Below are 21,986 nucleotides of genomic sequence, written 5' to 3'. Positions count from 1 at the left end.
AATGAAGATCACAGAGATATCCATTAAGCGGCCTACCATCGTGGTAGTGGTGTTTACCGTACTCACCCTGCTGGGGATCATGAGCTATCAATCGCTGAACTATGAGCTGCTGCCCAAGTTCAGCAACCCCACCATCACCATTACTACGGTGTATCCCGGGGCCGCTCCCGGCGAGGTGGAAGCTACCGTTACCAAAAAGATCGAGGATGCCGTGGCCTCTATGGAAAAGGTGAAAAAGATCACCTCCAAATCCTCCGAAGGGCTGTCGTCCGTTACCGTGGAGCTAAATAACGACGCCAACGTGGACATCGGCATCCAGGATGCCCAGCGTAAGATCAATGCTATCCTGGCCGAGCTGCCGGAAGACGCCAAACAACCTTCCCTGAATAAATTTTCGCTGGACGACCTCCCTATCATGACGCTGTCTGCTACCGCCAAAATGGACGACAAGCAGTTCTACGACCTGGTGGATAAAAAGATACAACCCCTGCTGTCCCGCCTGCCGGGCATGGCACAGGTATCGCTGATCGGCGGCCGGGAGCGGGAGATACAGGTGAACGTGGACCCGGCGAAGCTGCAGGCGTACAACCTGTCCATCCTGCAGGTACGGCAGGTAGTGACCAACGCCAACCTGGACTTTCCTACCGGCAAGGCCAAAACCACCGACCAGCAGATACTGATCCGGCTGGCCGGTAAGTATAAGAACGTGGACCAACTGCGCAACCTGGTGCTGACCACTACGGCAGACGGTACGCAGATCCGCCTGAAGGACGTAGCTGATGTGCAGGACGGGCAGAAGGATGCCGAGCGTATTGCACGGGTGGACGGTATCAACGCCATTGCCCTGCAGTTGCAGAAACAGACGGACGCCAATGCCGTAACCGTGAGCGAGGAAGTGAAGAAAGCGATTGCCACTATTGAAAATGACTATGCGCAGAACGGGCTGAAGATATTTGTGGCGAACGATTCTTCTGATTTTACCCTGGAGTCGGCAGACTCCGTAATGGAGGACCTGGTCATCGCCATTATACTGGTGGCGCTGGTGATGCTGCTGTTCCTGCACAGTATCCGCAACGCCATCTTCGTAATGATCTCCATTCCCGCCTCGCTGATCGCTACCTTTATCGGCATGAAGCTGTTCGGGTTTACGCTGAACCTGATGTCGCTGATGGGGCTTTCCCTGGTGGTGGGCATCCTGGTGGACGACGCCATCGTGGTGCTGGAGAATATTTACCGCCACATGGAGATGGGCAAGAACAAGGTGCGCGCGGCCTTTGAAGGCGTAAAAGAGATAGGCTTCACCGTTACTTCCATCACGCTGGTGATCGTGGTGGTGTTCCTGCCCATTTCGCTGACCAATGGACTGGTGTCCAAGATACTGCGGGAATTCTGCGTGGTGGTGATGATCTCCACCCTGCTCAGCTTACTGTCATCTTTTATGATCGTGCCGCTGCTCTCCTCCCGTTTCGGCAAGCTGGAGCATATGACCGGCAAGAATGTATTTGAGCGCTTCATTCTATGGTTTGAAAAACAGTTGCAGCGCTTTACGGACTGGATGACCGGCCTGCTGAAATGGGCGCTGGCGCACAAGGCCATTACCCTGGTAGTAGCCGTAGGCCTGCTGATCGCTTCTTTTATGCTGATCGGTAAAGGGTATATCGGCGGGGAGTTCATCGCCAAAGGCGACAGGGGACAGTTCATCGTGCAGTTGGAAATGCCGAAAGACGCCTCCGTGGAGCAATCCAACCAGGCTACCCGTAAAGTGGAGCAGTACCTGGACAAGCAGCCCGCCATCACCCGTTTGATCACCACGGTGGGGCAAACCAGCGAGGACGGTTTTGGCGTGTCTCAATCTACCGCCTATAAATCAGAGATCACAGTTATGCTGGTGGACCAGGACAAGCGGGAGCCGGTGGACATGTATGCCGCCAGGACAAAAGTGGCGCTGCAAAAATTATTGCCAGGCGTTAAGATAAAGACCATTTCCGTAAACATCATGGGTACGGCAGACCGTGCGCCGGTGGAGCTGGTGGTGATGGGCACGGAGCTGGACAGTGTAATGACCTATGCCAGGCAGGCCATGGACGTGCTGCGGAAAATAGACGGCACCAGTGATGTGAAGCTTTCTGTAGAGGAAGGCAATCCCGAGATCAATGTGCAGGTGGACCGTGATAAAATGTCGGCCCTGGGCCTTACGCTGGACCAGGTGGGCAACACCATGCAAACTGCTTTTAACGGCACCGCGGATGATTCTAAAGTAAAGTTCCGCCAGGGTGACTATGAATACGATATCAACATCCGTTTTGACGATTTTAACCGGAAGAACATACAGGATGTGGCCAATATACAGTTCCAGAACAATGCAGGCCAGTTGATCCGGCTGTCGCAGTTTGCCGCCATTACCGAAGGCAGCGGCCCCAGCCGCCTGGAAAGAAGGGATAAGAGCACTTCCGTGTCTGTGCAGTCGGCGGTAATAGGGCGGCCCAGCGGTACCGTGCAGCAGGAGTTTGACGCCGCCCTGCAAAAGCTGCGCAAGCCGGCCGGCATCTCCTATGTGTATGGCGGCGATGCGGAGAACCAGGGCGATTCCTTCAGCACCCTGGGCATGGCCCTCCTGGTCTCCATTGTAATGGTATACCTGATCATGGTGGCGTTGTATGACAGCTATGTGTATCCTTTCGTGGTGCTCTTCTCCATACCGCTGGCCATTATCGGGGCGCTGCTGGCCCTGGCGCTCACCAACAATACGCTGAACATCTTCACCATACTGGGTATGATCATGCTGATAGGGCTGGTGGCCAAGAACGCCATCATGCTGGTGGACTTTACCAACCAGATGAAGGACGAAGGGCAAAGCACCTATGAGGCGCTGATACACGCCAACAACGCGCGTTTGCGCCCCATCCTGATGACCACCATCGCCATGGTGATCGGCATGCTGCCCATTGCGCTGGCTACCGGCGGCGTGGCCTCTATCAAGAACGGCCTGGCCTGGGTGATCATCGGCGGCTTGATCAGCTCCATGTTCCTGACACTGATCGTGGTGCCGGTGGTGTACAAGATCGTGGACAGCATTATGCAGCGCTTTGGCTGGGGTAAGCCTTCCGTGAAGCGCCTCATCCGCCAGCGGATGGTAGCGCCTTATGGCAGGGAGCTGGTAGAAGACGGGGAAGCGCTGGAAGCGGAACTGTCCGTGAACTGATGAAACAGATCATAAAAAAAGTAGCAACATAAGGAATTGTTACTACTAACAGTGTAACAGTTGTAGGTTTAAGGAATGACCGGGATACTCTTATCCCGGTCTTTTTTTGGCTGCTGCGTGCGGTGCCGTTGCAGCGGTATATAGGATATTTACAGGAATTGCTTACCCTCAAAATACGATCGTGCTATGACGCCCAATGCACCGCACCCGCCTACCGCCCGTATCCTGGATATTATTGCCGGCTGCCACCTGGCCTGCTGCCTGTATGTGGCCACCCGCCTGAATATTGCAGACCTGTTAGCCAACGGCCCGCAAACAACGGAAGCCCTGGCCGCTGCCAACGGCAGCCATGCCCCGGCGCTCTACCGCGTGCTACGCGCCCTGGCCAGTGAAGGCGTTTTTGAAGAAACGGCCCCCGGCACCTTTGCGCTGACCCCGCCAGCTACCGCGCTGCAGGAAGGCGGCACCATGAAATCCTATGTACAGGCGCTGCTGGGAGAGCATTACCAGGCTTACGGGCAACTGCTGTACAGCGTACAGACCAGCAATATCGCATTCGATCATTACTTTGGCATGGGCGTATGGCCTTACTATGAGTCGCACCCGCAGGAGGGCCGGAACTTCATGAATGCCATGACGGGGGCCAGCCAGGCCCAGTTGCCCCATATTGTGGCGGCTTATGATTTTTCCCCGTTCAATACGATCGTAGACATCGGCGGCGGCAACGGCGCCCTGCTGATGGCCGTGCTCAGGGCTACGCCGCATTTAAAGGGCGTGGTGTTTGACCGCGCATATGTGCTGCAGCAAACGGAGCCCGCCATTGCCGCTGCCGGTCTTACGGAGCGCTGCAGCGTGCAGGCCGGCGATTTCTTTGAAGAGGTGCCGCCGGAAGCAGACGCTTATATGATGAAATACATTCTCCACGACTGGTCCGATGAGGACGTAGTACGTATCCTGCGCAACTGCGCCGCGGCCATGAAAAAAGGCAGCAAGCTGTTGGCGGTGGACGCGGTGATCCCCGAAGGGAATACGCCCCACCCGGGCAAGTTCATGGACATTACCATGCTGGTGGCCACCGGTGGCCGGGAGCGCACGGCGCAGGAATTCCGGGCGCTGTTTGAGCAGGCCGGCCTGCAGTATAACCGGGTAGTGAACCTGGCTATACCGGACCTGAGCATTGTAGAGGGAGAAAAGGCATAGGCCCTCTTAATACCCCGGGTTCTGTGACAGCAGGGGATTCAGCACCCTTGCATAAGTGGGCACCGGGTACAGGCGCTTATAGGCGTTGGCGTCCGTTTTATATCCCCAACTGCCCTCGAATTTCCCGAAACGTATCAGGTCGTTACGCCGCCAGTTCTCCCAGGCAAATTCACGTCCGCGCTCGTCCAGCAGCAGGTCCAGCGTAATGTTGCTCCAGGCGGCAGCGTTGCGGGCGGTCCGCACCTCGTTTACAAGCGACAATGCCGTAGCGCCCAGCGTAGGGGCCGCGCCTCTTAAAATGGCTTCCGCTTTCATCAGCAGGATATCCGCATAACGGAACACGGGCATGTCATTGCCCTGGTTGCGGGAAGAAGAGGTGCTGTCCGGGTAGAACTTGTTACAGCGGTAGCCCTGGGCCCAGCTTTTTTCGTCGTTGCCCGCATCAAATATGGCGGGATCTTTTATGATAATATCGGGGGTCAGCTCCAGCTCAAAATTGTAAGGCGCCGATGCATCGGAGCCGGTATAGTCTTCATCATAGCCCACCTTGGTGGTGGCGATGGTAATGGGCGTACCGTTGTAATTATACTGTCTGCCTGTGAGCCATACCTGGTTCCGCACGTCATTGGGATCGTTATACAGGGCGTAAAACTCCGGCCAGGTGCTTACGGCGCCGCTGGGCGTAAAGGGCAGGCTGTATTTATTGCGCATGGCCCGGTGAAGGGAATAGCGGGCAAAGATCTGTTCCGTTGCCTGCGCGCCATCATAAGGCACTGCCAGGATGAACTCCTTGTCCGTTGGGCCATTGTTGATATTGAACATAGCGAGGTAATTGCTTTCCAGCTCAAACTTCCCGTCCTGGATAATGCTGTCGCACATGGCCACGGCGTCGCTGTTGCGGTCTTCGCCGGCATACACCGGTGCATTCAGGTACATTTTGGCCAGCAGCGCAAAGGCGGCATACCGCGTAGGTCGTCCGTAGGTGGAATTGTCTGCTGTTGTGCTCAGGTCCGGCAATACGCTTTTCAGCTCGGATTCAAGAAAAGCGAATACCTCTTTCCGCTGGGTAGTCCTTACCTGGCTGGTATCGCCAAAACGGGTCACCAGCGGGATATTACCCCAGAGGTCCATCATCATAAAAATGGATAAGGCCCGCATGGTGCGCACTTCCGCTACGATCTGGGCCGGCGCGCCGGCGGGCGCATTCTCCAGGGTGGACAATATCTGGTTGGCCGTGCTGATGGTAGTGGACAGGTAGTCCCAGGCTTCTCCCATGGTGGCGTTATCGGCATTCCAGGTGTGCAGGTGCAGTTGGGCATAGCGGCCGCCATCCCACCAGTTGCCACCCCTGGCAGGCAGTACGGCTTCATCGGAGCTGATGGACTGCAGGAACCAGTATGAGCGGGGATACCCGGTCCTGAACCGCGTGTATACGGGCCCGGAAGCCAGGATGGCCTGGTCTACGGTAACGGGGAAGTTCTCGTCTGTCAGCTTGCTGTCTATCTCCACATCCAGCTTGTGGCAGGAGGTTGCTATGAAAGCAAGGGCGGTGATGATGCAGGTGATCTTTATATTCAGGTTCATTCGTTACGGTTTTGTTTTTAGAAGGTTGCATTTACGCCAAACAGGATGGTGCGCGTTTTTGGATAGAAATTGTTGGCATCTACTCCCGGTGTCAGCCCGCCCATATTCACTTCGGGGTCTATACCCCGGTAACCCGTAATGGTCAGCAGGTTGGTGCCCGTAATGTACAGGCGCAGGGAGCGGAAATTGCTGGCAATATTGCGGAAGGTGTATCCCAGGCTGGCATTGTCCAGCCGCACATAGGTGCCGCTCTCAATAAAACGCGTGGAATAGCGGTAGGCATTTACATCTTTGGCGGATTCCGATGCGGAGAAAACGGGAATGTTATACTGGTTAGCCTGCGCAGGCCGGTTCAGGTCCGCCAGGGTGGCGTTGAATATCTTATGCCCGATCACGGAGCGGAGGAAAACATTCAGATCGAAATGGCCGTAGCGGAAGGTATTGTTCCATCCCAGCAGCAGGCTGGGCTGCGGGTTGCCGGCATAGTAATAATCCGCCAGGTTGGTGAGCTGGGATACTTCCGATACCACTTTGCCGGTACGGTCGTAGAACTGGGATACCCCGTTGGCGTTCTTGCCGGCATATTGGAATGTAAAGAACTGCCCGATGGGGCGCCCGGACTTGATGATCTGCAGGGTGGCGCTGGTTTGCCCGCCGCCGTCCGGCTGGTTCAGCGGAATGGAATCCGCCAGGAAATCGCCGCTGCTCAGGCTCACTACCTTGTTGCTGTTATGCGCCAGGTTGAAGCTGCTGGTCCAGGAGAAACGGTCGTTCTTTACAGCATCTACATGCAGGGCCAGCTCTACGCCCTTGTTGCTGATAGCGCCGGCATTGGCTGTGAGCGTGCCTACCGGGTACAGGGAGGTGGATACGCTATAGTTCCAGATCAGGTCCGTGGTCTTTTTGTTGTACACATCCACGCTGCCGCTGATCCTGCCCTGCAGGAAAGAGAAATCAAGCCCCAGGTTGGCGGTAGCGGTCTTTTCCCATTTCAGGTTGGGATTGGCGTTTTGCGTAGGGCCCAGTGCATTTACATAGCCGCCGTAATAGAATGACCCGGTAACGCCGTACTGCAGCGTGGCAATGTAGGGATCAAAGCCCAGGGAATTGCCGGTAACGCCATAGCCGCCGCGCAGCTTCAATTCATCCAGGAAAGTGGCGGACTGCATAAATGATTCCTGTGAAATGCGCCAGGCGCCTGAAACGGATGGGAAATAACCCCAGCGGTTATTCGGGCCAAAGGCGGAAGAGCCGTCGCGGCGGATGGAGGCCTGCAGGAAATATTTATTGGCATAATTATAATTCAGCCGGCCGTAATCGGATATGAGCAGCAGCTTGGTATATACCCTGTTTCCCCAGTCTACTTTGTAATTACTGGCGCTGCCATACCCGATACCGTAATAGCCCAGGGCATCGGAAGCAAACTGGAAATTGTCTGCCTGGAAGCCGTCGCCTTTGTTATCCTGCTGCCAGGAGTACCCTACCAGTGCGGTGATGGTATGCTGTCCGAATTGCTTGTCGTAGGTAAGGTAGGTCTCCGCGATCTTGTTGGTGTTCTGGAAGGAGGAGCGGTAAGCCAGGCCGTTGGTCGCGCCGGTAGGCAATAGCTGGTTATAATTATCCGTGTAGTATTTGGTGAAATAGGTGCCCTCGTTATACTGGGTGTTCTGCCAGGCCAGGCTCAGGTGGTAGGTAAAGCCAAAGGGCAGTTGCAGCGCCGCGGTGGCGTTGGCCAGCATCACCTTTGTCTGCAGTTCATTGTAGGCATTATCCAGCATGGCCACGGGATTGTAATACCCGTTGCGGTTCAGGTTCTCGTTGTAGGCGCCATTCACCTGCCGGGGAGCAACGGTAGGCAGGTACCGCGCGGAGTTGGCCAGCAGGTATCCTCTTTCGTTGTTCGCGCTGCCAGGTGCGGTCAGCTCCGGTATCTGCTGGTTGGGTATGCGGTCGGAGTTGGTCACTGAATTATTCAGGGAGAAGCCCAGTTTGAGCTTGTCATTGAAAGCTTTCTGCTCAACCGTGATCCTGCCGATGAAGCGGTCCAGGTTGCTTTGCTTCATGATGCCCTCCTGCCTGAAATAGTTCAGGCTGGCGCTGTAGGCGGTATTTTCGCTGCCGCCGCTGAAAGCGATATTGTGATTGTGGGAGACGCCGGTGCGCTGTATCTCTTTCTGCCAGTCGGTGTTGGCGCCCTGGTCATCTGCCGGATCCAGGGCCAGGTTGTTTGTTGCCAGGAAATTTTTCAGTTGCGGGGCATCCATCATGTCGATGCGGCTGGAAACTGTTTCCACGCCTGCGTAGCCGCTGTAGGACAGTTGCAGTTGCCCTTTCATGGGGCGGCGGGTGGTAACGATGATCACGCCGTTGGCCGCCCGGGTGCCATAGATGGATGTGGCGGCAGCGTCTTTCAGGATGTCTATGGAAGTGATATCGTCCGGCGCTATCAGGGAGATGTCTCCGCCCGGTACGCCATCTATTACATAAAAGGGCTGCTGCGCTTCACCGGTGCGCAGGGTGGAAGCGCCTCTCAGGATCACGCTGGAGCTGGCGTTAGGGTCGCCGCTCCGGGTAATGTTCAGGCCCGGCACCTTGCCCTGCAGGAGCTGTGCAGGGTCGCTGATAGGGCCCCTGTTAATGTCCTCCTGTTTCACGGAGGTAATGGAGCTGGTCAGGTTCCTGCGGTCCTGCTTTCCATAGCCTACCACTACCACGGTGGAAAGATGGCTGATCTTGTCCGCCAGTGTTACGCTGTAATGGGATTGGCTGCCCAGGGCCACTTCGGCCGTTTCATAGGAAACCGCTGTGATCATCAGCGTGCTGCCCGGGGCAGCCGTAATGGAAAAGCTGCCGTCTTCCCGGCTGAGGGTAAATTTTTGGGAGCCCTTTATCACGATCGTTGCGCCGGCCACCGGGCCGCCGTTCTTATCGGCCACTTTCCCGGTAAAGACCTTCCCGGCAGTATCCTGCCGGTTGCCGGTGCTAAAGCCGGGCGGCGGGTTTTTCTTTGTTTCCGGTCGCAGTACGATCGCATTATCCACATAGGTCCAGGAGAGCCCTTTGTTTTGCAGCAACTGCTGCAATGCTTCATCCAGGGGTGTTTCCCGGAAGCTCACGGTCACTTTTTCCTGGTCGTTCAGTTGACCGGAATTGTAAACGAACCGCAGGCTGGTTTGCGAGGTGATAGCTTTGAACACTTCCTGCAGCTTTAGCTGCCGGCCGCTCAAGGATACTTTCAGCTCACTCTTTTTCCCCGCCTGGGCCTGCAGGCTGGAGCCGCAGCAGAGGAAAAAGACAGTAATAACGATGTAGTACACATAGCGTGTCTGGTTGGACAGGTAGGCCATAGTTAGTTTTTCTGGTTGATAAAAGATCAGTTTTGGGTATAAGACAGCACAATTGCCGCGGCGGGTGATCTGCCCGGAAAATTTTATTGTCTTTTCAACAATTAATTCATAATAATGAATAATTTAGTAGGGCCCGTGAAAGCTGATATAGTGTGTTGGCCTTCCTGAATTCCACTAAAAATCCCGGGGGATGAACCAGTTCAACGATGCATGGCTGCTGGCCCAGTTAAGAGCAGGAGATCCGCAGGCGTTTGAAATGCTGTTTAACAGGTATTTCAGGCTGCTATGGATGGAAGCTTATGCGCGGCTGGATAATGCGGAGGAAGCGGAGGATATTGTACAGGAATTTTTCGTGGAACTGTGGGAAAAACAGTTATACCTGGGCATACAGCAATCTCTCAAATACTACCTGTACCAGGCGGTACGCAACCGGTGCATTAACAGGCTGCAGCACCGGAAAACAGCGCAAAAACGATTGGATAACTATATTGTGGTAATGCCCCGTAACCAACTGCCGGCATACCGGCTGGAGAATATCGAGCTCCGGCTCCGGCTGGACCATGCCATACAGGGCATTCCGCCCGAGTCGGCCAGGGTGTTCAGGATGATGTACCTGGAGCATAAGAAGCGAAAGGAGGTAGCGGCCCAGCTAGGCATCAGCGAAAATACGGTCAAAACACAACTGGCCAGGGCGGTGCGGTATTTGCGCCGGTATTTGGATAATTTTAATGAACGGTAACCCATTCTGCAAAAAATCCTGTCTTATAGAGAACATGGCACACAACAGGCAGCATATACGGCTGATGATGATAGAAAGGATAGCCGGCACCCTTGCGGAGCAGGATGAAGCGGTGCTGGAGCGGCTGATCCGGGAGGATAAGGCTGTAGCGCAGCAGTGGCAGGAGCTGCGTGCCGTCTTTGATACCCCGGAGGCCGCAGCGGAGATGGGCCGCCTGGAAGAGCGGCAGCAGCGGGTGTGGCGCCATATAGACCCGCAGCGGCGGCTGGCAGTGGCTCCCCGCCGCAGGAGCCTTATTACGCGCATCGCGGCAGCGGCCGTTATACTTGCCGCGGTGGCAGCCGGTGCCCTTTACTTCCTGTTAAGACCACACAGCAGCCCGTCTCTGCAGGCGGATGTAAGCAGGCAGGTGGAGCTCCGGCTGGCCAATGGCCAAACCATCAATGTTTCCGGTGCGGGCCATACCATTTCCCTGGGCGCTGCACAGTTGCAGAACAGTAATAAAACCTTGTCCTATAAGGGAGCGGATAGCAGCAATGCCGGCATTAACGAACTGACGGTACCGGTGGGCATGGATTACAAGGTGCTGTTGTCGGACGGTACGGAGGTATGGCTGAATGCCGTTACCACCCTGCGTTTCCCATTCCGGTTTACCGGCAATACAAGGGAGGTGACCATTAACGGGGAAGCCTATCTGAAAGTGGCGGCGGACGCTCAGCGCCCGTTCATTGTGCACATGCCGCATGGCCATGTACAGGTATTGGGGACAGCTTTTAATGTAAACAGTTATGATACCGGCCTGGTAAAAGTGTCATTGGTGGCCGGCGCGGTGCGGCTCAGGGCGGATAACAGCACGGCTACGCTGCAACCGGGCCAGGAGGGCGTGTATGGAACAGGGGAAGCCATCCGTGTGCGGCCCTTTGATGAAAAGGATATATTGGGTTGGATGCAGGGGGTGCAGGTATTCTACAATGCGCCTGTGCGGGAGATCAGCAAGGTGCTATCCCGCTGGTACGGCATAAAAGTGCAGTTGGACGATCCCCGCCTGGCGGATGAAAAGTTTACCGGTTTTATAGAGCGCAGCAAGCCACCGCGTGTTTTCCTGGAACAGTTGAAGATGACCACTGCGCTGGATTATTATTTTGATGGGGAGGTGCTGCATTTGAAGTAGATCTTATTTCACCCCCGCCCTTTCCCTTATTTCTTCAAACCGGTGCTCCTGTACCACCACCCCGTTCTCAAACACCGTTTCCAGCTCGTTCGGCAATGCCGGCGCTTCCTGCTCCCCTATGGTCTTATAAGCCCCGTGCTCCTTTACCAGTTTTAAACGCCCGGCTTTGGACTGCTTGAAGGATGTGCCCAGGCGCCCCTGCGCATCCAGCTCTACCGGCATCTTCTGCACGTCAATGCTTTGGCCGTTCACCACGGCATGGGAGCATTTCAGGGCAAATTCCTGCGTATCGCGGTTTACGCGCTGCAGCAGTGCACCGCCCATGCCCAGCGCCAGGTTTTCCGCGCTGATGCCGGCCTGCTGTAATGCCGCATAGATCTCCCGGATGGAGGAATGGCTTACGCCGTCGCCCTGTATCACGCGCACCTGTGGCGGCAGTACCCGGTATCCCTTTTCATTAACGGTGTGGCCGAACTGGCGGAAGAGGATGTCGAACACTTTCAGCAGGGTTTGTACCGGGTCGCCACTGTCCGGCCGGATCACCAGCGTGCCGTCCCTGCTCATGACCTGTTCTTTGAGAATGCCGCCCCAGTACTGTTCGCAGGCACGGAAAATATTATAGGAGTCGGACACGCAGGCCACTACGCCGGTGGGAAAGGCATTGAGCACATGCCGGAATATTTCCGGTTCTCCCTTTTCTCCCAGCAGGGTCACGATGGAATGCTCCGTGGCGGGAATGGACAGGCCGGGCGCCCGCTGTGCATGGTAATAGCGTTTGGCAAAGGAGGAAGCCGCCAGCGTATCGCTGCCGGCAAAGCTTACCAGGTGTGCGCTGCCACCCAGGCCGGCGCTTTCCACGGAGCTGGCGCCCCGGAACCCGAAATCGTTCAGCACCAGGTCAATACCGGCAAAGGCGGCCTGGCTGGCCGTCTGCTCATAATAGTGCTTCACTACTTTACGGATCTCGCGGGAGAGGGTAGCTACGGTGCAGGGGTACCATACCTGCATCAGCAGTGTTTCCAGGAAATTGGTGAGCCAGTAACACGCCGGGTCCGTATTCTCAATGGTCATCAGCACCTGGCGCACCGGCACTACCGTACCTTCCGGCACGGCGGTGATGCGCACCGGCAGGCGGCCGCCATGCGCCTGTACTATGTAATCAAACCTGCTGCGGTCAAACACATCATTGCGGCCAAATACTTCCAGCAGCATGCTTTCCGCTTCATCTATCTTTTCCCGGGTGATCACGGGCCCCTCCAGGTAGGCCTTCAGGAAATATTGCAGGCCATAGAATACGGTCTCCTCAAATTTGCCGCCCCGGCTTTCCAGGTAAGAATAAATGTACTGTGTGCCGGGCAGGTACAACTTGTGATGTGAATACTTGTAGGCGTCTGCCAGCAGGACAAGGTTCCCCTCCATGGTAATAATGATTGAGTAATGACCACCGTTGCTTACTGCAGGTAGTGATCTATCTGTGCGGTGCCTTTGTGCAGGTTCACGAACAGCGGGTTCTTCTGCGGATCGAACACGATGATGGTATGCGCTTCCCAGGCATCCTGCGGGGTGGGTAGCTCAATGATCACTTCCTGCCCGTTGGCCCGGCGGAACAGCAGGCTGTCCTTGGCTGCTACGTGCCGGGTAAACTGGTGCTGCTCCAGGTAGGCGGCGATCTCCTGTTGCTGCTGTTGTGCAGCCGCAGCGGCCGTATCCCCGGCAGCAGGCTTCACCTGCCGCAGCACATAGCATTTTTCTGTGATCAGGTCATACTGGTCGGTGTTTTGTTGGTCCCGGGAACTGTTGCATGCTGCTGCCAGCAGCACGATAGATAATAACAAATAACGCATGATCAGAATTGTATATTAAAAGTCTGTTGTTGAGTGCCTCGCTGAACGGTGACGGTTGTTTTGTCGCCTTTTTTGAAAGCAGCCAATGCCTGCATGTAGGTCTCCAGGTTGCTTACCGGCTGTTTGCCCAGTTGCATGATCACATCGCCTGCTGCCAGGCCGGCCTTTTGCGCCGGCTTGCCATCGGAGATACCGTCTACCCGCACGCCGCCCTTGCTGTAGGTATAATCCGGCATGATGCCCAGGGTAACGGTAAAGCGGGCGGAGCTTACCTGGGTTTCCTTTGTGGGCAGGAACATCAGCTTGTCCTGTTTGTTCGCTTTTTCTATGAGCCGGTATACCAGTTTTATCACGGACAGCTCCCCGTCATAGTTGATCTTGTCCGCATCGTCTGTCGGTTTATGATAATCTGCATGGGTGCCGGTGAAGAGGAACAGCACCGGTATCTGCTGCCGGTAAAAGGAGGTATGGTCTGAAGGGCCTACGCCGGAGGAATCGAAGTGCATCTGCATGTCTTCGGCGCTTTCCCGCAGCAGCGGCGTCCAGGAAGGCGAGGTGCCGATGCCGCCCACCTGCAGCCCTTTTGCGGCATCCAGGCGGCCTACCATGTCCATATTGATCATAAAGTTCACCCGTTCCAGGTCTACGGGCGCATGGGCGGTAAAATATTTGGAGCCGAACAGTCCCAGCTCTTCGCCGGAAAAAGCGGCCAGTATGAAATTATTGTTTTTGAAGCGCCCGTTCTTCAGCATACGGCCCAGCTCCAGGAGCGCGGCGGTACCGCTGGCGTTATCGTCTGCCCCGTTGTGAATGGCCTTTTCCCCTTTCGCCAGGGAGTTGTGATCCTCCCCGTAGCCGAGGTGGTCATAGTGCGCTCCCAGTATGATCGTGTTGGGCGCGCCATTGTCAATATATCCGATCACGTTAGTGCCGGTGCGCTTGCCCTGTTGGAAAGCCACCTGCATGCTGATACGGAAGCCGCTGGCATTGTCGCCGTCCAGTTTTCTGCTGACATCACGGTTCACCCATACGGCAGGAATAGATAGCGGTGCGGGTTTTTCGCGCAGCCATTGCCGTACGGCGCCAATATCTTCCTTGCCGTTGAAGAAGATCACCCCGGAGGCGTGGTTCTCCGCCGCTTCCTTTGCTTTTTCCAGGTATTTATCAGTAGCCGGCGCATGCGGGTTCAGCTCCATGTCCTGTACATCTATCAGCCAGATATTATCCGGTTCCTTTACGGCCGGCAGCACATCCCCTTTGGCCGGTTTTTCCGCGCTGAAAGGCAGCGGTACAAACTGTTCGCCGGCTGCGAAGGAAGCATCATTGATGGTGAGCTGCGAGGCCTCGCCGGTTTCCCGGCCTTCCCATACGGTAAAGGTCTGCAGGTAGCCGTTGTCGCCTTTGGGCGCCAGGCCGGCCTGTTTCATCTGCCCGGCAATATAGCCGGCAGCCAGTTCCTCCCCGGGAGAGCCGGTGCGGCGGCCTTCCAGCTTGTCACTGGCCAAGTAGGTAATATGTGCTTGCAGGTTTTCCAGGGTTTTCCGGTCGGCTTTCCGCTGAGCAGGCAGGTGTATGGTAGCCGTCAATAGTACTAATAACAGAAGCCAGGTAATCTTTTTCACAGTTGAGATTTTAGGGAGTGATATATATAAGGACTTCATATCATCATCGCATCACAAAATTAGGCCCTCTTCTTTAATGTGACCCCTAAAGTGCAATTATTGCACCAAATTTCGAATTTCGGGCTATTTTTGCCGCGTTCAAAAACCAATCATACCCAAATATCAACAAAAATGGCAGCAATCAGGAATACGCCTTTCACACACAAGCACATCGCGCTGGGAGCCAAAATGGTGCCCTTTGCAGGCTTTAACATGCCCGTTTCGTACAGTGGTATTAACGATGAGCACCAGACCGTGCGCAATAACGCCGGGGTGTTTGATGTAAGCCATATGGGAGAATTCATCTTAAAAGGCCCTGATGCGCTGGACCTGATACAGCGGGTAACCAGCAACGATGCTTCTAAACTGACGGACGGCAAGGCCCAGTACAGTTGCCTGCCCAACCGGGAAGGCGGTATCGTGGACGATCTGCTGGTGTATTGCCTGGAAGCCAATAAAGTATACATGCTGGTAGTAAATGCCAGCAATATTGAAAAGGACTGGAACTGGATCAGCGAGCATAATACCAAAGGCGTGGAAATGCATAATATTTCCGAAAAGACCTGCCTGCTGGCCATCCAGGGCCCGAATGCGGCCAGCATCCTGCAGCCGCTCACGGATATTGACCTGGTGAACATGAAATACTACACTTTCAGCAAAGGCGTTTTTGCCGGGGTGCCCAATGTGCTCGTCAGCGCTACGGGCTATACCGGCGCCGGCGGGGTGGAAATCTATTTCGAAGACAAGGATGGCGCACCGGATAAGATCTGGGATGCTATTTTTGAAGCAGGCGCTGCCAAAGGGCTGAAGCCTGTGGGCCTGGGCGCGCGGGACACGCTGCGCCTGGAAATGGGCTTCTGCCTGTACGGGAACGATATCGACGACCGTACTTCTCCCCTGGAAGCGGGCCTGGGCTGGATCACCAAGTTCACCAAGGGCTTTACCGCCCGGGAGATACTGGAAAAACAAAAGGCTGCCGGCATTGCGCAAAAGCTGGTAGGCTTTGAAATGACGGACAAGGGAATTCCCCGGCATGATTACGAGATAAAGAACGCCGCGGGCGAAGTGATAGGCCGGGTTACCTCCGGTACCCAGTCGCCCTCCCTGCAAAAGGCCATTGGCCTGGGATATGTGCAAACGGCTTATGCCGCGCTGGACAGTGATATCTATATTGCTGTGAGGGACAAGCTGCTGAAAGCGAAAGTGGTGAAAGTGCCTTTTTTAGGATAGCCATATTTTACACAACCATATCTATGCCTACTATTCATTTAACAACCGTCATCCATGCGCCCGTGCAAAGAGTGTTTGACCTGAGCCGGAGCATCACCCTGCATAAACGCAGTATGGCGCATGTAAAGGAAGAGGCCGTAAAGGGCCGCGTTAACGGGTTGATCGAGCAGAATGAAACGGTCACCTGGCGGGCGCGCCACCTGGGCAAAATGCGGGAGCTGACCTCCCGCATCACGGACATGCGCAGCCCGGATTTTTTCTGCGATGAAATGGAGCAGGGGGACTTCAGGTACCTGCGGCACGAGCATCATTTCAAACCCATTGAGAACGGCACCGTGGCCATTGATATCATGGAGTTTGGCGCGCCTTATGGCATATTTGGCAGATGGCTGGAACGGTTCTACCTGCAGCGCTACATGTGCCGCCTGCTGGAGCAGCGGAACAAGGTGATCAAGGAATATGCGGAGAGCGAGCGCTGGCGGGTGATCCTCGATTAATTAATAATGAATAATTAAGCATTAACGATCGGAGGAGCAGTCTTGCATTGAAATGGCGATGTTACAGGTATTATTAATTATTCATTCTTAATTATTAATTTGAAGAAATGACAGAACAGAATGAGCGGCCTTCCCTGGAAGTATGCCTGTCGCCCGCCCTCTTGCATTTGTATGATGTGAAGAACAGCGTGGTGGTGATCATTGACGTATTGCGGGCTACTTCCACTATTTGTACGGCCCTGTATAACGGCGCTGCCAAAGTGATACCCGTAGCCTCTGTGGAGGAATGTGTGAACATTGGGCGGCAGTTGGGTGCTATTACGGCCGGGGAACGGGACGGGAAAATTGCGGAAGGCCTGGTGCATGGCAATTCTCCTTTTGAATACCCCCGGGATTTTGTGGAGGGGAAAACGCTGGTGCTCACCACCACCAACGGCACCAAGCTGCTGCATATGGCCAAGGACGCCATCCAGATCATTACCGGCTCCTTTCCCAATATTTCCGCCGTATGCGACTACCTGGTAGCGCAGGGGCAGAATGTGATACTGGGCTGCGCCGCCTGGAAAGACCGGGTGAATATGGAGGATGCCCTGTTTGCCGGCGCTGTGGTAAGCCGCATCAGGCAGCATTTTTCCATGAACTGCGACTCCGCCCTGGCTGCGGAAACATTATACCACGCCGCCAGCTCCGACCTCTATGAGTTTATGAAAAAGGCCTCCCATTTTCAGCGCCTGGCCCGGTATGGACTGGAAAAGGACATCCGGTACTGCCTTACGCCCGATGGCGCCAACGTGCTGCCTTTGCTGAAGAACGGGGAACTGATAGCCGGATAAACGATATACTATGTTTTACATCTGCACCACCTGCGGCATTCAATACAATGACAGCCCTCATCCGCCGGCCCATTGCCCGGTTTGCGAGGACGAGCGCCAGTACGTGGGGCCGGGCGGGCAGTCCTGGACCACGCTGGAGCAGGTGAACCGGCAGCACCGTAATATTATCGAGCTTACTGCGCCCGGGCTGTATGCCATTTATACCACGCCCTCCTTTGCCATCGGGCAGCGGGCTTACCTGCTGGTAACCCCGGGCGGCAATATCCTCTGGGACTGTATTGCCAACCTCGACGCTTCCACCATTGATATTATTCAAAAGCTGGGCGGTATCCGGGCTATTGCACTGTCGCACCCCCACTATTTTTCCACGATCGTGGAATGGAGCCATGCCTTTGACCATGCCCCGGTGTACGTACATGCGCAGGATGCGCGCTGGCTGGGCCGTACAGACCCGGTGATACAATTATGGGAAGGTGGTGCGCAACCCTTGTGGGATGGTATCCGCCTGGTGCTGTGCGGCGGGCATTTTCCCGGCGGCAATATCCTGCATTGGCCCGGCGGGGACGAGGGGCGTGGCGCCCTGCTGGTGGGCGATGTGATACAGGTATGCCCGGACCAGCGCACCGTATCGTTTATGTACAGCTATCCCAATTACATACCCCTGCCCAAAAAAGATATATTGCAGGTACAGGCCGCCGTGCAGCCCCTGGATTACAATGCCCTGTACGGCGCTTTTGGCCGTAATATCCGCAGCAGCGGCAGGGAAGCGGTGGCGTATTCCCTGGAAAGGTACCTGCGGATATACGAATCCTGAGCAACAGGTTGCGGCAGTAACACCAGCTCTCTCTATTTCAAAAATTCTGCTTACTTTTGTGGATTGCCTTTTTAAGAGCTGCTAAAGATTTTAGTTGTAGAAAGTATTGGTTATGCCGCTACCCCAGTTATTAAAATATGTATATAATAACGGCACCGACGAGGTGATCCGAAGGGGGAAGCGTATATTCGCTACCGGCGGGGTAGAGCTGCTGGAAGCCGATCCCGTGCTGCGGTCCGCCACCTTCCGGGTAAAAAGCGATACGCATGCCAACTACTACCGGGTTTCCATCAACAAATACCACGAAGTGTCCGGCATGTCCGTACGCTGCCAGTGTCCCTACAACCTGGGCGACATTTGCCGCCATGAAGCCGCCGCGCTCTTCCAGCTCCAGGAAATGCTGGACCGGAATCATTTTGACAGCTTTGAAACGCAATATGACCAGCAGCACACGCTGGTGAAAATGAAATCCATTGACCTGAAGACCATCAAGCTCCTTACCTCTCCTGAAATTTTTGCCGCCGCGGAAAAAATACTACGCCATCATAAGATAGTGATCCGCAGCGCGAAAGATGAAAAAGTGGAGGGCATGCTGAAGGTGGACGGGCAGGAGTACCCCCTGATACTCCAGCGCAACGAGGAGCGCAATTTTGACACCCATTGCACCTGCGACGAAACGGAGCACCCGCTGTGCAAGCATAAAACAGCCATGTTCCTGCAGTTGCTGCATGCCAACGGGCCTTTCTATTTTGATACCCTGCGTAACTGGGATAAGGAAAAGAACAAGCTGCTGGCTTCCTACGGCTATTCCCTGTCAGATAACCTGGAGGGAAAATTTGCTTTCTCTTACATGGATGGCAAGCCCTTTTTGCGTGTGCTGGACCCCAGTATCAAACGCGTGGAAGTGGCCGCCGGCAGTAAACAGTCCGCCCCTCCGCCCCCGCCGGCCGGTATTACCGTTACCCAGCGGCTGGGCGTGGTATTCAACGCCAATGAGCCGCTGTACCCTTTTTTCCGGGTAGACCTGGTGAGCGGGGAGGTGAATGATGAGCAGACCGAGTTCGTGTCCCTTGTAAGCAAACTGGACCTTACTAAATACATTGATTTCTATTTATACAAGGAGAATGACCGTGAGCTGATCCCGCCGGTGCGTAAGCTACAGGCAGGAGAGGTCAGCAAGTACCTGAGCAAGAATTCGCCTTTTGCCGGCATCTGGGAGAACATCATCCACGAAAACGAGTCAGCGCTGCCTACGGAAACGAAGGAGCTGATGCTGGAATACCTGCATCCCCGGCTGGACAAGCTCTTTCCCCTGCTGGCGGAGCATGGCCTGCTGTTCCTGCTGCCCAACCGGCAACCCTTCAAGACCCGGAACATCCAACCCGTGCAACTGGCTGCGGACCGCCTGCAGCCGGTGTTCAAAACAGAAGCCGGTGGAGACGAGATAGCGATCAGTTGCTTTGTGAACATAGCCGGCGAGCTGGTGAATGTGACCGGCAATGAATGGGACAGCCCGCTGATGTTCCTGCATAAAGGCATGCTGTACCTGTTTGAGAACCCGGGCGATGCCCTGCACGTGGAGCTGTTCCGCAACAGCGGCCGTTTGCGCATACCCGCTTCGGAATGGCCGGTATACCTGAAAGATTACCTGTTGCCTTTGAGCAAGCAGTACCAGATACAGTTTGACAATTCCCTGCTGGCGGAGGTGGACGATATTGTGCCGGAATGCCGGGTATACCTCAGGGAAATGGGCGAAACCTTTATCATACAGCCCGGTTTTGCCTATCATGGTCATGAAGTGGAGTGGAACGAAGATACCCGTATCACGGTGCAGGAGGGGAACAAGGTGCTGGTCATCCACCGCAATAAGGAAGCCGAGCAGCAGTTCGTGGAGCGCATAAGAGCGCTGCACACCAACTTCAGCCAGCCTTCCAGCCACAACTATTTCTACCTGCGCTCCAAGGAAGCGCTCAAGAATAACTGGTTTTTCCTGTTCTTTGACACGCTCAAGGAAATGAACATCCGCGTGTTTGGCTTTGACGGCCTGCGCAATTTCAGGTTTAGTTCTCATAAGCCGGTCACTAACCTGCAGATCAGCTCCGGCATCGACTGGTTTGATGCCCAGATAGAAGTGCTGTACGGCGATCAACGGGTCAGCATCAAAGATATCAAGCAGGCGCTGGCCAACAAGCAGAACTATGTGCAACTGGCAGACGGCTCCCTGGGCCTGCTGCCGGAAGAATGGCTGCGCAAATATTCCCTGCTGTTCAAAATAGGGGAGGAAAAGGACAAGGGCCTCAAGCTGAGCAAGTATAACTTCAGCGTGATCGATGAGCTGTATGAGTTCATTGATGATGAAGCCATTGTGATAGAGCTGGAGCAGAAGCGTAAGAAGCTGCTGCAGTTTGACGAGATCCGGAATATTTCCCTGCCGCACAATGTGAACGCCATCCTGCGCCCCTACCAGGAAAGCGGTTTCCAGTGGCTGAATTACCTGGACGAAGTAAAATGGGGCGGTATACTGGCGGATGATATGGGTTTGGGTAAGACCATCCAGGCGCTCACCTTTGTACAGCATTACAAGAACAAGCACGACGACCAGTGCCTGGCCCTGGTAGTATGTCCTACCACGCTGATCTATAACTGGGAGAACGAGATCAGGAAGTTCACTCCCACCATGACCTACCATATCCATCACGGGCCGGCACGGCAAAAGAACCCGGAGGAGCTGCAAAAGTTCGACATCCTCATCACCACTTATGGCACCCTGCGCAGCGATGTGCAGTTACTGATGAAAATGGAATTCGACTACGTGATACTGGATGAATCGCAGGCCATCAAGAACCCGCAAAGCAAGGTGACCAAGGCCGCGCAGTTGCTGCATACCAAAAACCGGCTGGCGCTGAGCGGTACCCCCATGCAGAACAATACGTTTGACATATATGCGCAGATGAACTTCCTGAACCCGGGCATGCTGGGCAGCGTGGACTTTTTCCGTAATGAATTTGCCACGCCTATAGATAAGTTCCAGGACGAGGAAAGAAAGGATCACCTGCGCAAGCTGATCTATCCCTTCATATTACGCCGTACCAAAGAGCAGGTGGCCAAAGAGCTGCCGGAGAAGATAGAAACGGTGATCTTCTGCGAGATGGATGCGGAACAACGGCACATTTACGATGCCTACCGCAATACCTACCGCTCCAGGATACTGGGCGTAATAGAAGACCAGGGCATGGAGCGCTCCCAGCTCACCATCCTGCAGGGGCTGATGAAGCTGCGCCAGATATGCGACTCCCCTGCTATCCTGAATGAAGCGGAGCAATATCCCAACCATTCCGTGAAGCTGCATGAGCTGACCCGCGAGATCTCCGAAAACATCAGCAATCATAAAGTGCTGGTGTTCTCCCAGTTCCTGGGTATGCTGGGCCTGATCAAGGACCGGCTGCTGCACCTGAAAATACCCTTTGAATATTTTGACGGCAGCACCAGCACCACGGAAAGGGAAAGAGCGATCCAGAACTTCCAGCATAATGATACCTGCCGCGTGTTCCTGATATCCCTGAAAGCCGGCGGCGTAGGTCTGAACCTGACGGCTGCCGATTATGTGTACATTGTAGACCCGTGGTGGAACCCCGCCGTAGAGCAGCAGGCCATAGACCGTACCCACCGTATTGGCCAGACCAAGAACATTTTCGCCTACCGCATGATCTGTAAGGACACGGTAGAAGAAAAGATATTGCAGTTGCAGGAACGCAAGAAATCACTGGTGAAAGATATCATTGCTGACGATACCGGCTTTATCAAGAAGCTGAGCAAGGAGGATGTACTGTATTTGTTTAGCTAAAAAAGCTTAATTTAGTAACA

Annotated in this window: 14 protein-coding genes; 9 read left to right on the top strand and 5 right to left on the bottom strand. The window is 54.9% G+C overall.

Annotation, left to right across the window (positions count from 1 at the left end; all coding sequences use genetic code 11):
- The first annotated feature begins 1 nt into the window (after position 1).
- Both LX66_RS04770 and LX66_RS04765 read left to right on the top strand, forming a co-directional pair.
- The gene (locus LX66_RS04770; RefSeq protein ID WP_145710739.1) at positions 2–3,202 is read left to right on the top strand and encodes an efflux RND transporter permease subunit; all 3,201 of its coding nucleotides are present in this window, start codon (positions 2–4) and stop codon (positions 3,200–3,202) included.
- Between the two features lie 186 nt (positions 3,203–3,388).
- A complete protein-coding gene (locus LX66_RS04765) occupies positions 3,389–4,402 on the top strand; it encodes a methyltransferase (RefSeq protein WP_145710738.1) in 1,014 nt (337 codons plus the stop codon).
- 6 nt (positions 4,403–4,408) lie between these two features.
- Here the strand turns inward: LX66_RS04765 and LX66_RS04760 are convergent, their stop codons facing one another.
- Together LX66_RS04760 and LX66_RS04755 are read right to left on the bottom strand one after the other, a co-directional pair.
- On the bottom strand, positions 4,409–5,986 hold the full coding sequence (locus LX66_RS04760; protein ID WP_145710737.1) for a RagB/SusD family nutrient uptake outer membrane protein: 1,578 nt from the start codon (positions 5,984–5,986) through the stop codon (positions 4,409–4,411).
- Between the two features lie 17 nt (positions 5,987–6,003).
- Positions 6,004–9,333, bottom strand: a complete 3,330-nt coding sequence (locus LX66_RS04755) for a TonB-dependent receptor (RefSeq protein ID WP_145710736.1) — start codon at positions 9,331–9,333, stop codon at positions 6,004–6,006.
- A gap of 190 nt (positions 9,334–9,523) precedes the next feature.
- On the opposite strand from LX66_RS04755, the gene LX66_RS04750 reads away from it, so the two are divergent.
- Together LX66_RS04750 and LX66_RS04745 are read left to right on the top strand one after the other, a co-directional pair.
- Entirely contained in the window at positions 9,524–10,072 is a 549-nt protein-coding gene (locus tag LX66_RS04750; RefSeq protein ID WP_145710735.1) for an RNA polymerase sigma factor, read from the top strand.
- A 34-nt stretch (positions 10,073–10,106) separates the two neighbouring features.
- Positions 10,107–11,243, top strand: a complete 1,137-nt coding sequence (locus LX66_RS04745; RefSeq protein ID WP_145710734.1) for a FecR family protein — start codon at positions 10,107–10,109, stop codon at positions 11,241–11,243.
- A 3-nt stretch (positions 11,244–11,246) separates the two neighbouring features.
- On the opposite strand, the gene LX66_RS04740 is transcribed toward LX66_RS04745, so the two are convergent.
- From LX66_RS04740 to LX66_RS04730, 3 genes are read right to left on the bottom strand one after another with little or no spacing between them, the layout of a single operon-like run.
- Positions 11,247–12,662, bottom strand: a complete 1,416-nt coding sequence (locus LX66_RS04740; protein WP_145710733.1) for a nicotinate phosphoribosyltransferase — start codon at positions 12,660–12,662, stop codon at positions 11,247–11,249.
- 32 nt (positions 12,663–12,694) lie between these two features.
- A complete protein-coding gene (locus tag LX66_RS04735; RefSeq protein ID WP_145710732.1) occupies positions 12,695–13,087 on the bottom strand; it encodes a hypothetical protein in 393 nt (130 codons plus the stop codon).
- Between the two features lie 2 nt (positions 13,088–13,089).
- The gene (locus LX66_RS04730; protein ID WP_145710731.1) at positions 13,090–14,709 is read right to left on the bottom strand and encodes a M20/M25/M40 family metallo-hydrolase; all 1,620 of its coding nucleotides are present in this window, start codon (positions 14,707–14,709) and stop codon (positions 13,090–13,092) included.
- A gap of 171 nt (positions 14,710–14,880) precedes the next feature.
- On the opposite strand from LX66_RS04730, the gene gcvT reads away from it, so the two are divergent.
- The 5 genes from gcvT to LX66_RS04705 all read left to right on the top strand — a co-directional run bounded on the left by gcvT (position 14,881) and on the right by LX66_RS04705 (position 21,966).
- Entirely contained in the window at positions 14,881–15,978 is a 1,098-nt protein-coding gene (gene gcvT, locus LX66_RS04725; protein WP_343898764.1) for a glycine cleavage system aminomethyltransferase GcvT, read from the top strand.
- A 23-nt stretch (positions 15,979–16,001) separates the two neighbouring features.
- The gene (locus tag LX66_RS04720; protein ID WP_145710730.1) at positions 16,002–16,475 is read left to right on the top strand and encodes an SRPBCC family protein; all 474 of its coding nucleotides are present in this window, start codon (positions 16,002–16,004) and stop codon (positions 16,473–16,475) included.
- 107 nt (positions 16,476–16,582) lie between these two features.
- A complete protein-coding gene (locus LX66_RS04715; RefSeq protein WP_145710729.1) occupies positions 16,583–17,308 on the top strand; it encodes a 2-phosphosulfolactate phosphatase in 726 nt (241 codons plus the stop codon).
- A 10-nt stretch (positions 17,309–17,318) separates the two neighbouring features.
- A complete protein-coding gene (locus LX66_RS04710) occupies positions 17,319–18,122 on the top strand; it encodes an MBL fold metallo-hydrolase (protein ID WP_145710728.1) in 804 nt (267 codons plus the stop codon).
- A 112-nt stretch (positions 18,123–18,234) separates the two neighbouring features.
- Positions 18,235–21,966 carry a DEAD/DEAH box helicase gene (locus LX66_RS04705; RefSeq protein ID WP_145710727.1) on the top strand — a complete coding sequence of 1,244 codons (3,732 nt, stop codon included), beginning with the start codon at positions 18,235–18,237 and terminating at the stop codon, positions 21,964–21,966.
- The last annotated feature ends 20 nt before the right edge of the window (positions 21,967–21,986 follow it).

It is taken from the genome of Chitinophaga japonensis (assembly GCF_007830125.1).
Classification (GTDB): Bacteria; Bacteroidota; Bacteroidia; order Chitinophagales; family Chitinophagaceae; genus Chitinophaga; species Chitinophaga japonensis.
Note: the sequence above shows the minus strand (reverse complement) of the source record. Positions and strands in the feature narration are given on the sequence as shown.

Excerpts from the sequence above, each read along its gene's own strand:
- gcvT (WP_343898764.1), top strand. The coding sequence starts at position 14,881 with ATGGCAGCAATCAGGAATACGCCTTTCACACACAAGCACATCGCGCTG.
- LX66_RS04715 (WP_145710729.1), top strand. The coding sequence starts at position 16,583 with ATGACAGAACAGAATGAGCGGCCTTCCCTGGAAGTATGCCTGTCGCCC.
- LX66_RS04720 (WP_145710730.1), top strand. The coding sequence starts at position 16,002 with ATGCCTACTATTCATTTAACAACCGTCATCCATGCGCCCGTGCAAAGA.
- LX66_RS04705 (WP_145710727.1), top strand. The coding sequence starts at position 18,235 with ATGCCGCTACCCCAGTTATTAAAATATGTATATAATAACGGCACCGAC.
- LX66_RS04745 (WP_145710734.1), top strand. The coding sequence starts at position 10,107 with ATGGCACACAACAGGCAGCATATACGGCTGATGATGATAGAAAGGATA.
- LX66_RS04760 (WP_145710737.1), bottom strand. The coding sequence starts at position 5,986 with ATGAACCTGAATATAAAGATCACCTGCATCATCACCGCCCTTGCTTTC.
- LX66_RS04755 (WP_145710736.1), bottom strand. The coding sequence starts at position 9,333 with ATGGCCTACCTGTCCAACCAGACACGCTATGTGTACTACATCGTTATT.
- LX66_RS04735 (WP_145710732.1), bottom strand. The coding sequence starts at position 13,087 with ATGCGTTATTTGTTATTATCTATCGTGCTGCTGGCAGCAGCATGCAAC.
- LX66_RS04740 (WP_145710733.1), bottom strand. The coding sequence starts at position 12,662 with ATGGAGGGGAACCTTGTCCTGCTGGCAGACGCCTACAAGTATTCACAT.
- LX66_RS04765 (WP_145710738.1), top strand. The coding sequence starts at position 3,389 with ATGACGCCCAATGCACCGCACCCGCCTACCGCCCGTATCCTGGATATT.
- LX66_RS04750 (WP_145710735.1), top strand. The coding sequence starts at position 9,524 with ATGAACCAGTTCAACGATGCATGGCTGCTGGCCCAGTTAAGAGCAGGA.
- LX66_RS04770 (WP_145710739.1), top strand. The coding sequence starts at position 2 with ATGAAGATCACAGAGATATCCATTAAGCGGCCTACCATCGTGGTAGTG.
- LX66_RS04710 (WP_145710728.1), top strand. The coding sequence starts at position 17,319 with ATGTTTTACATCTGCACCACCTGCGGCATTCAATACAATGACAGCCCT.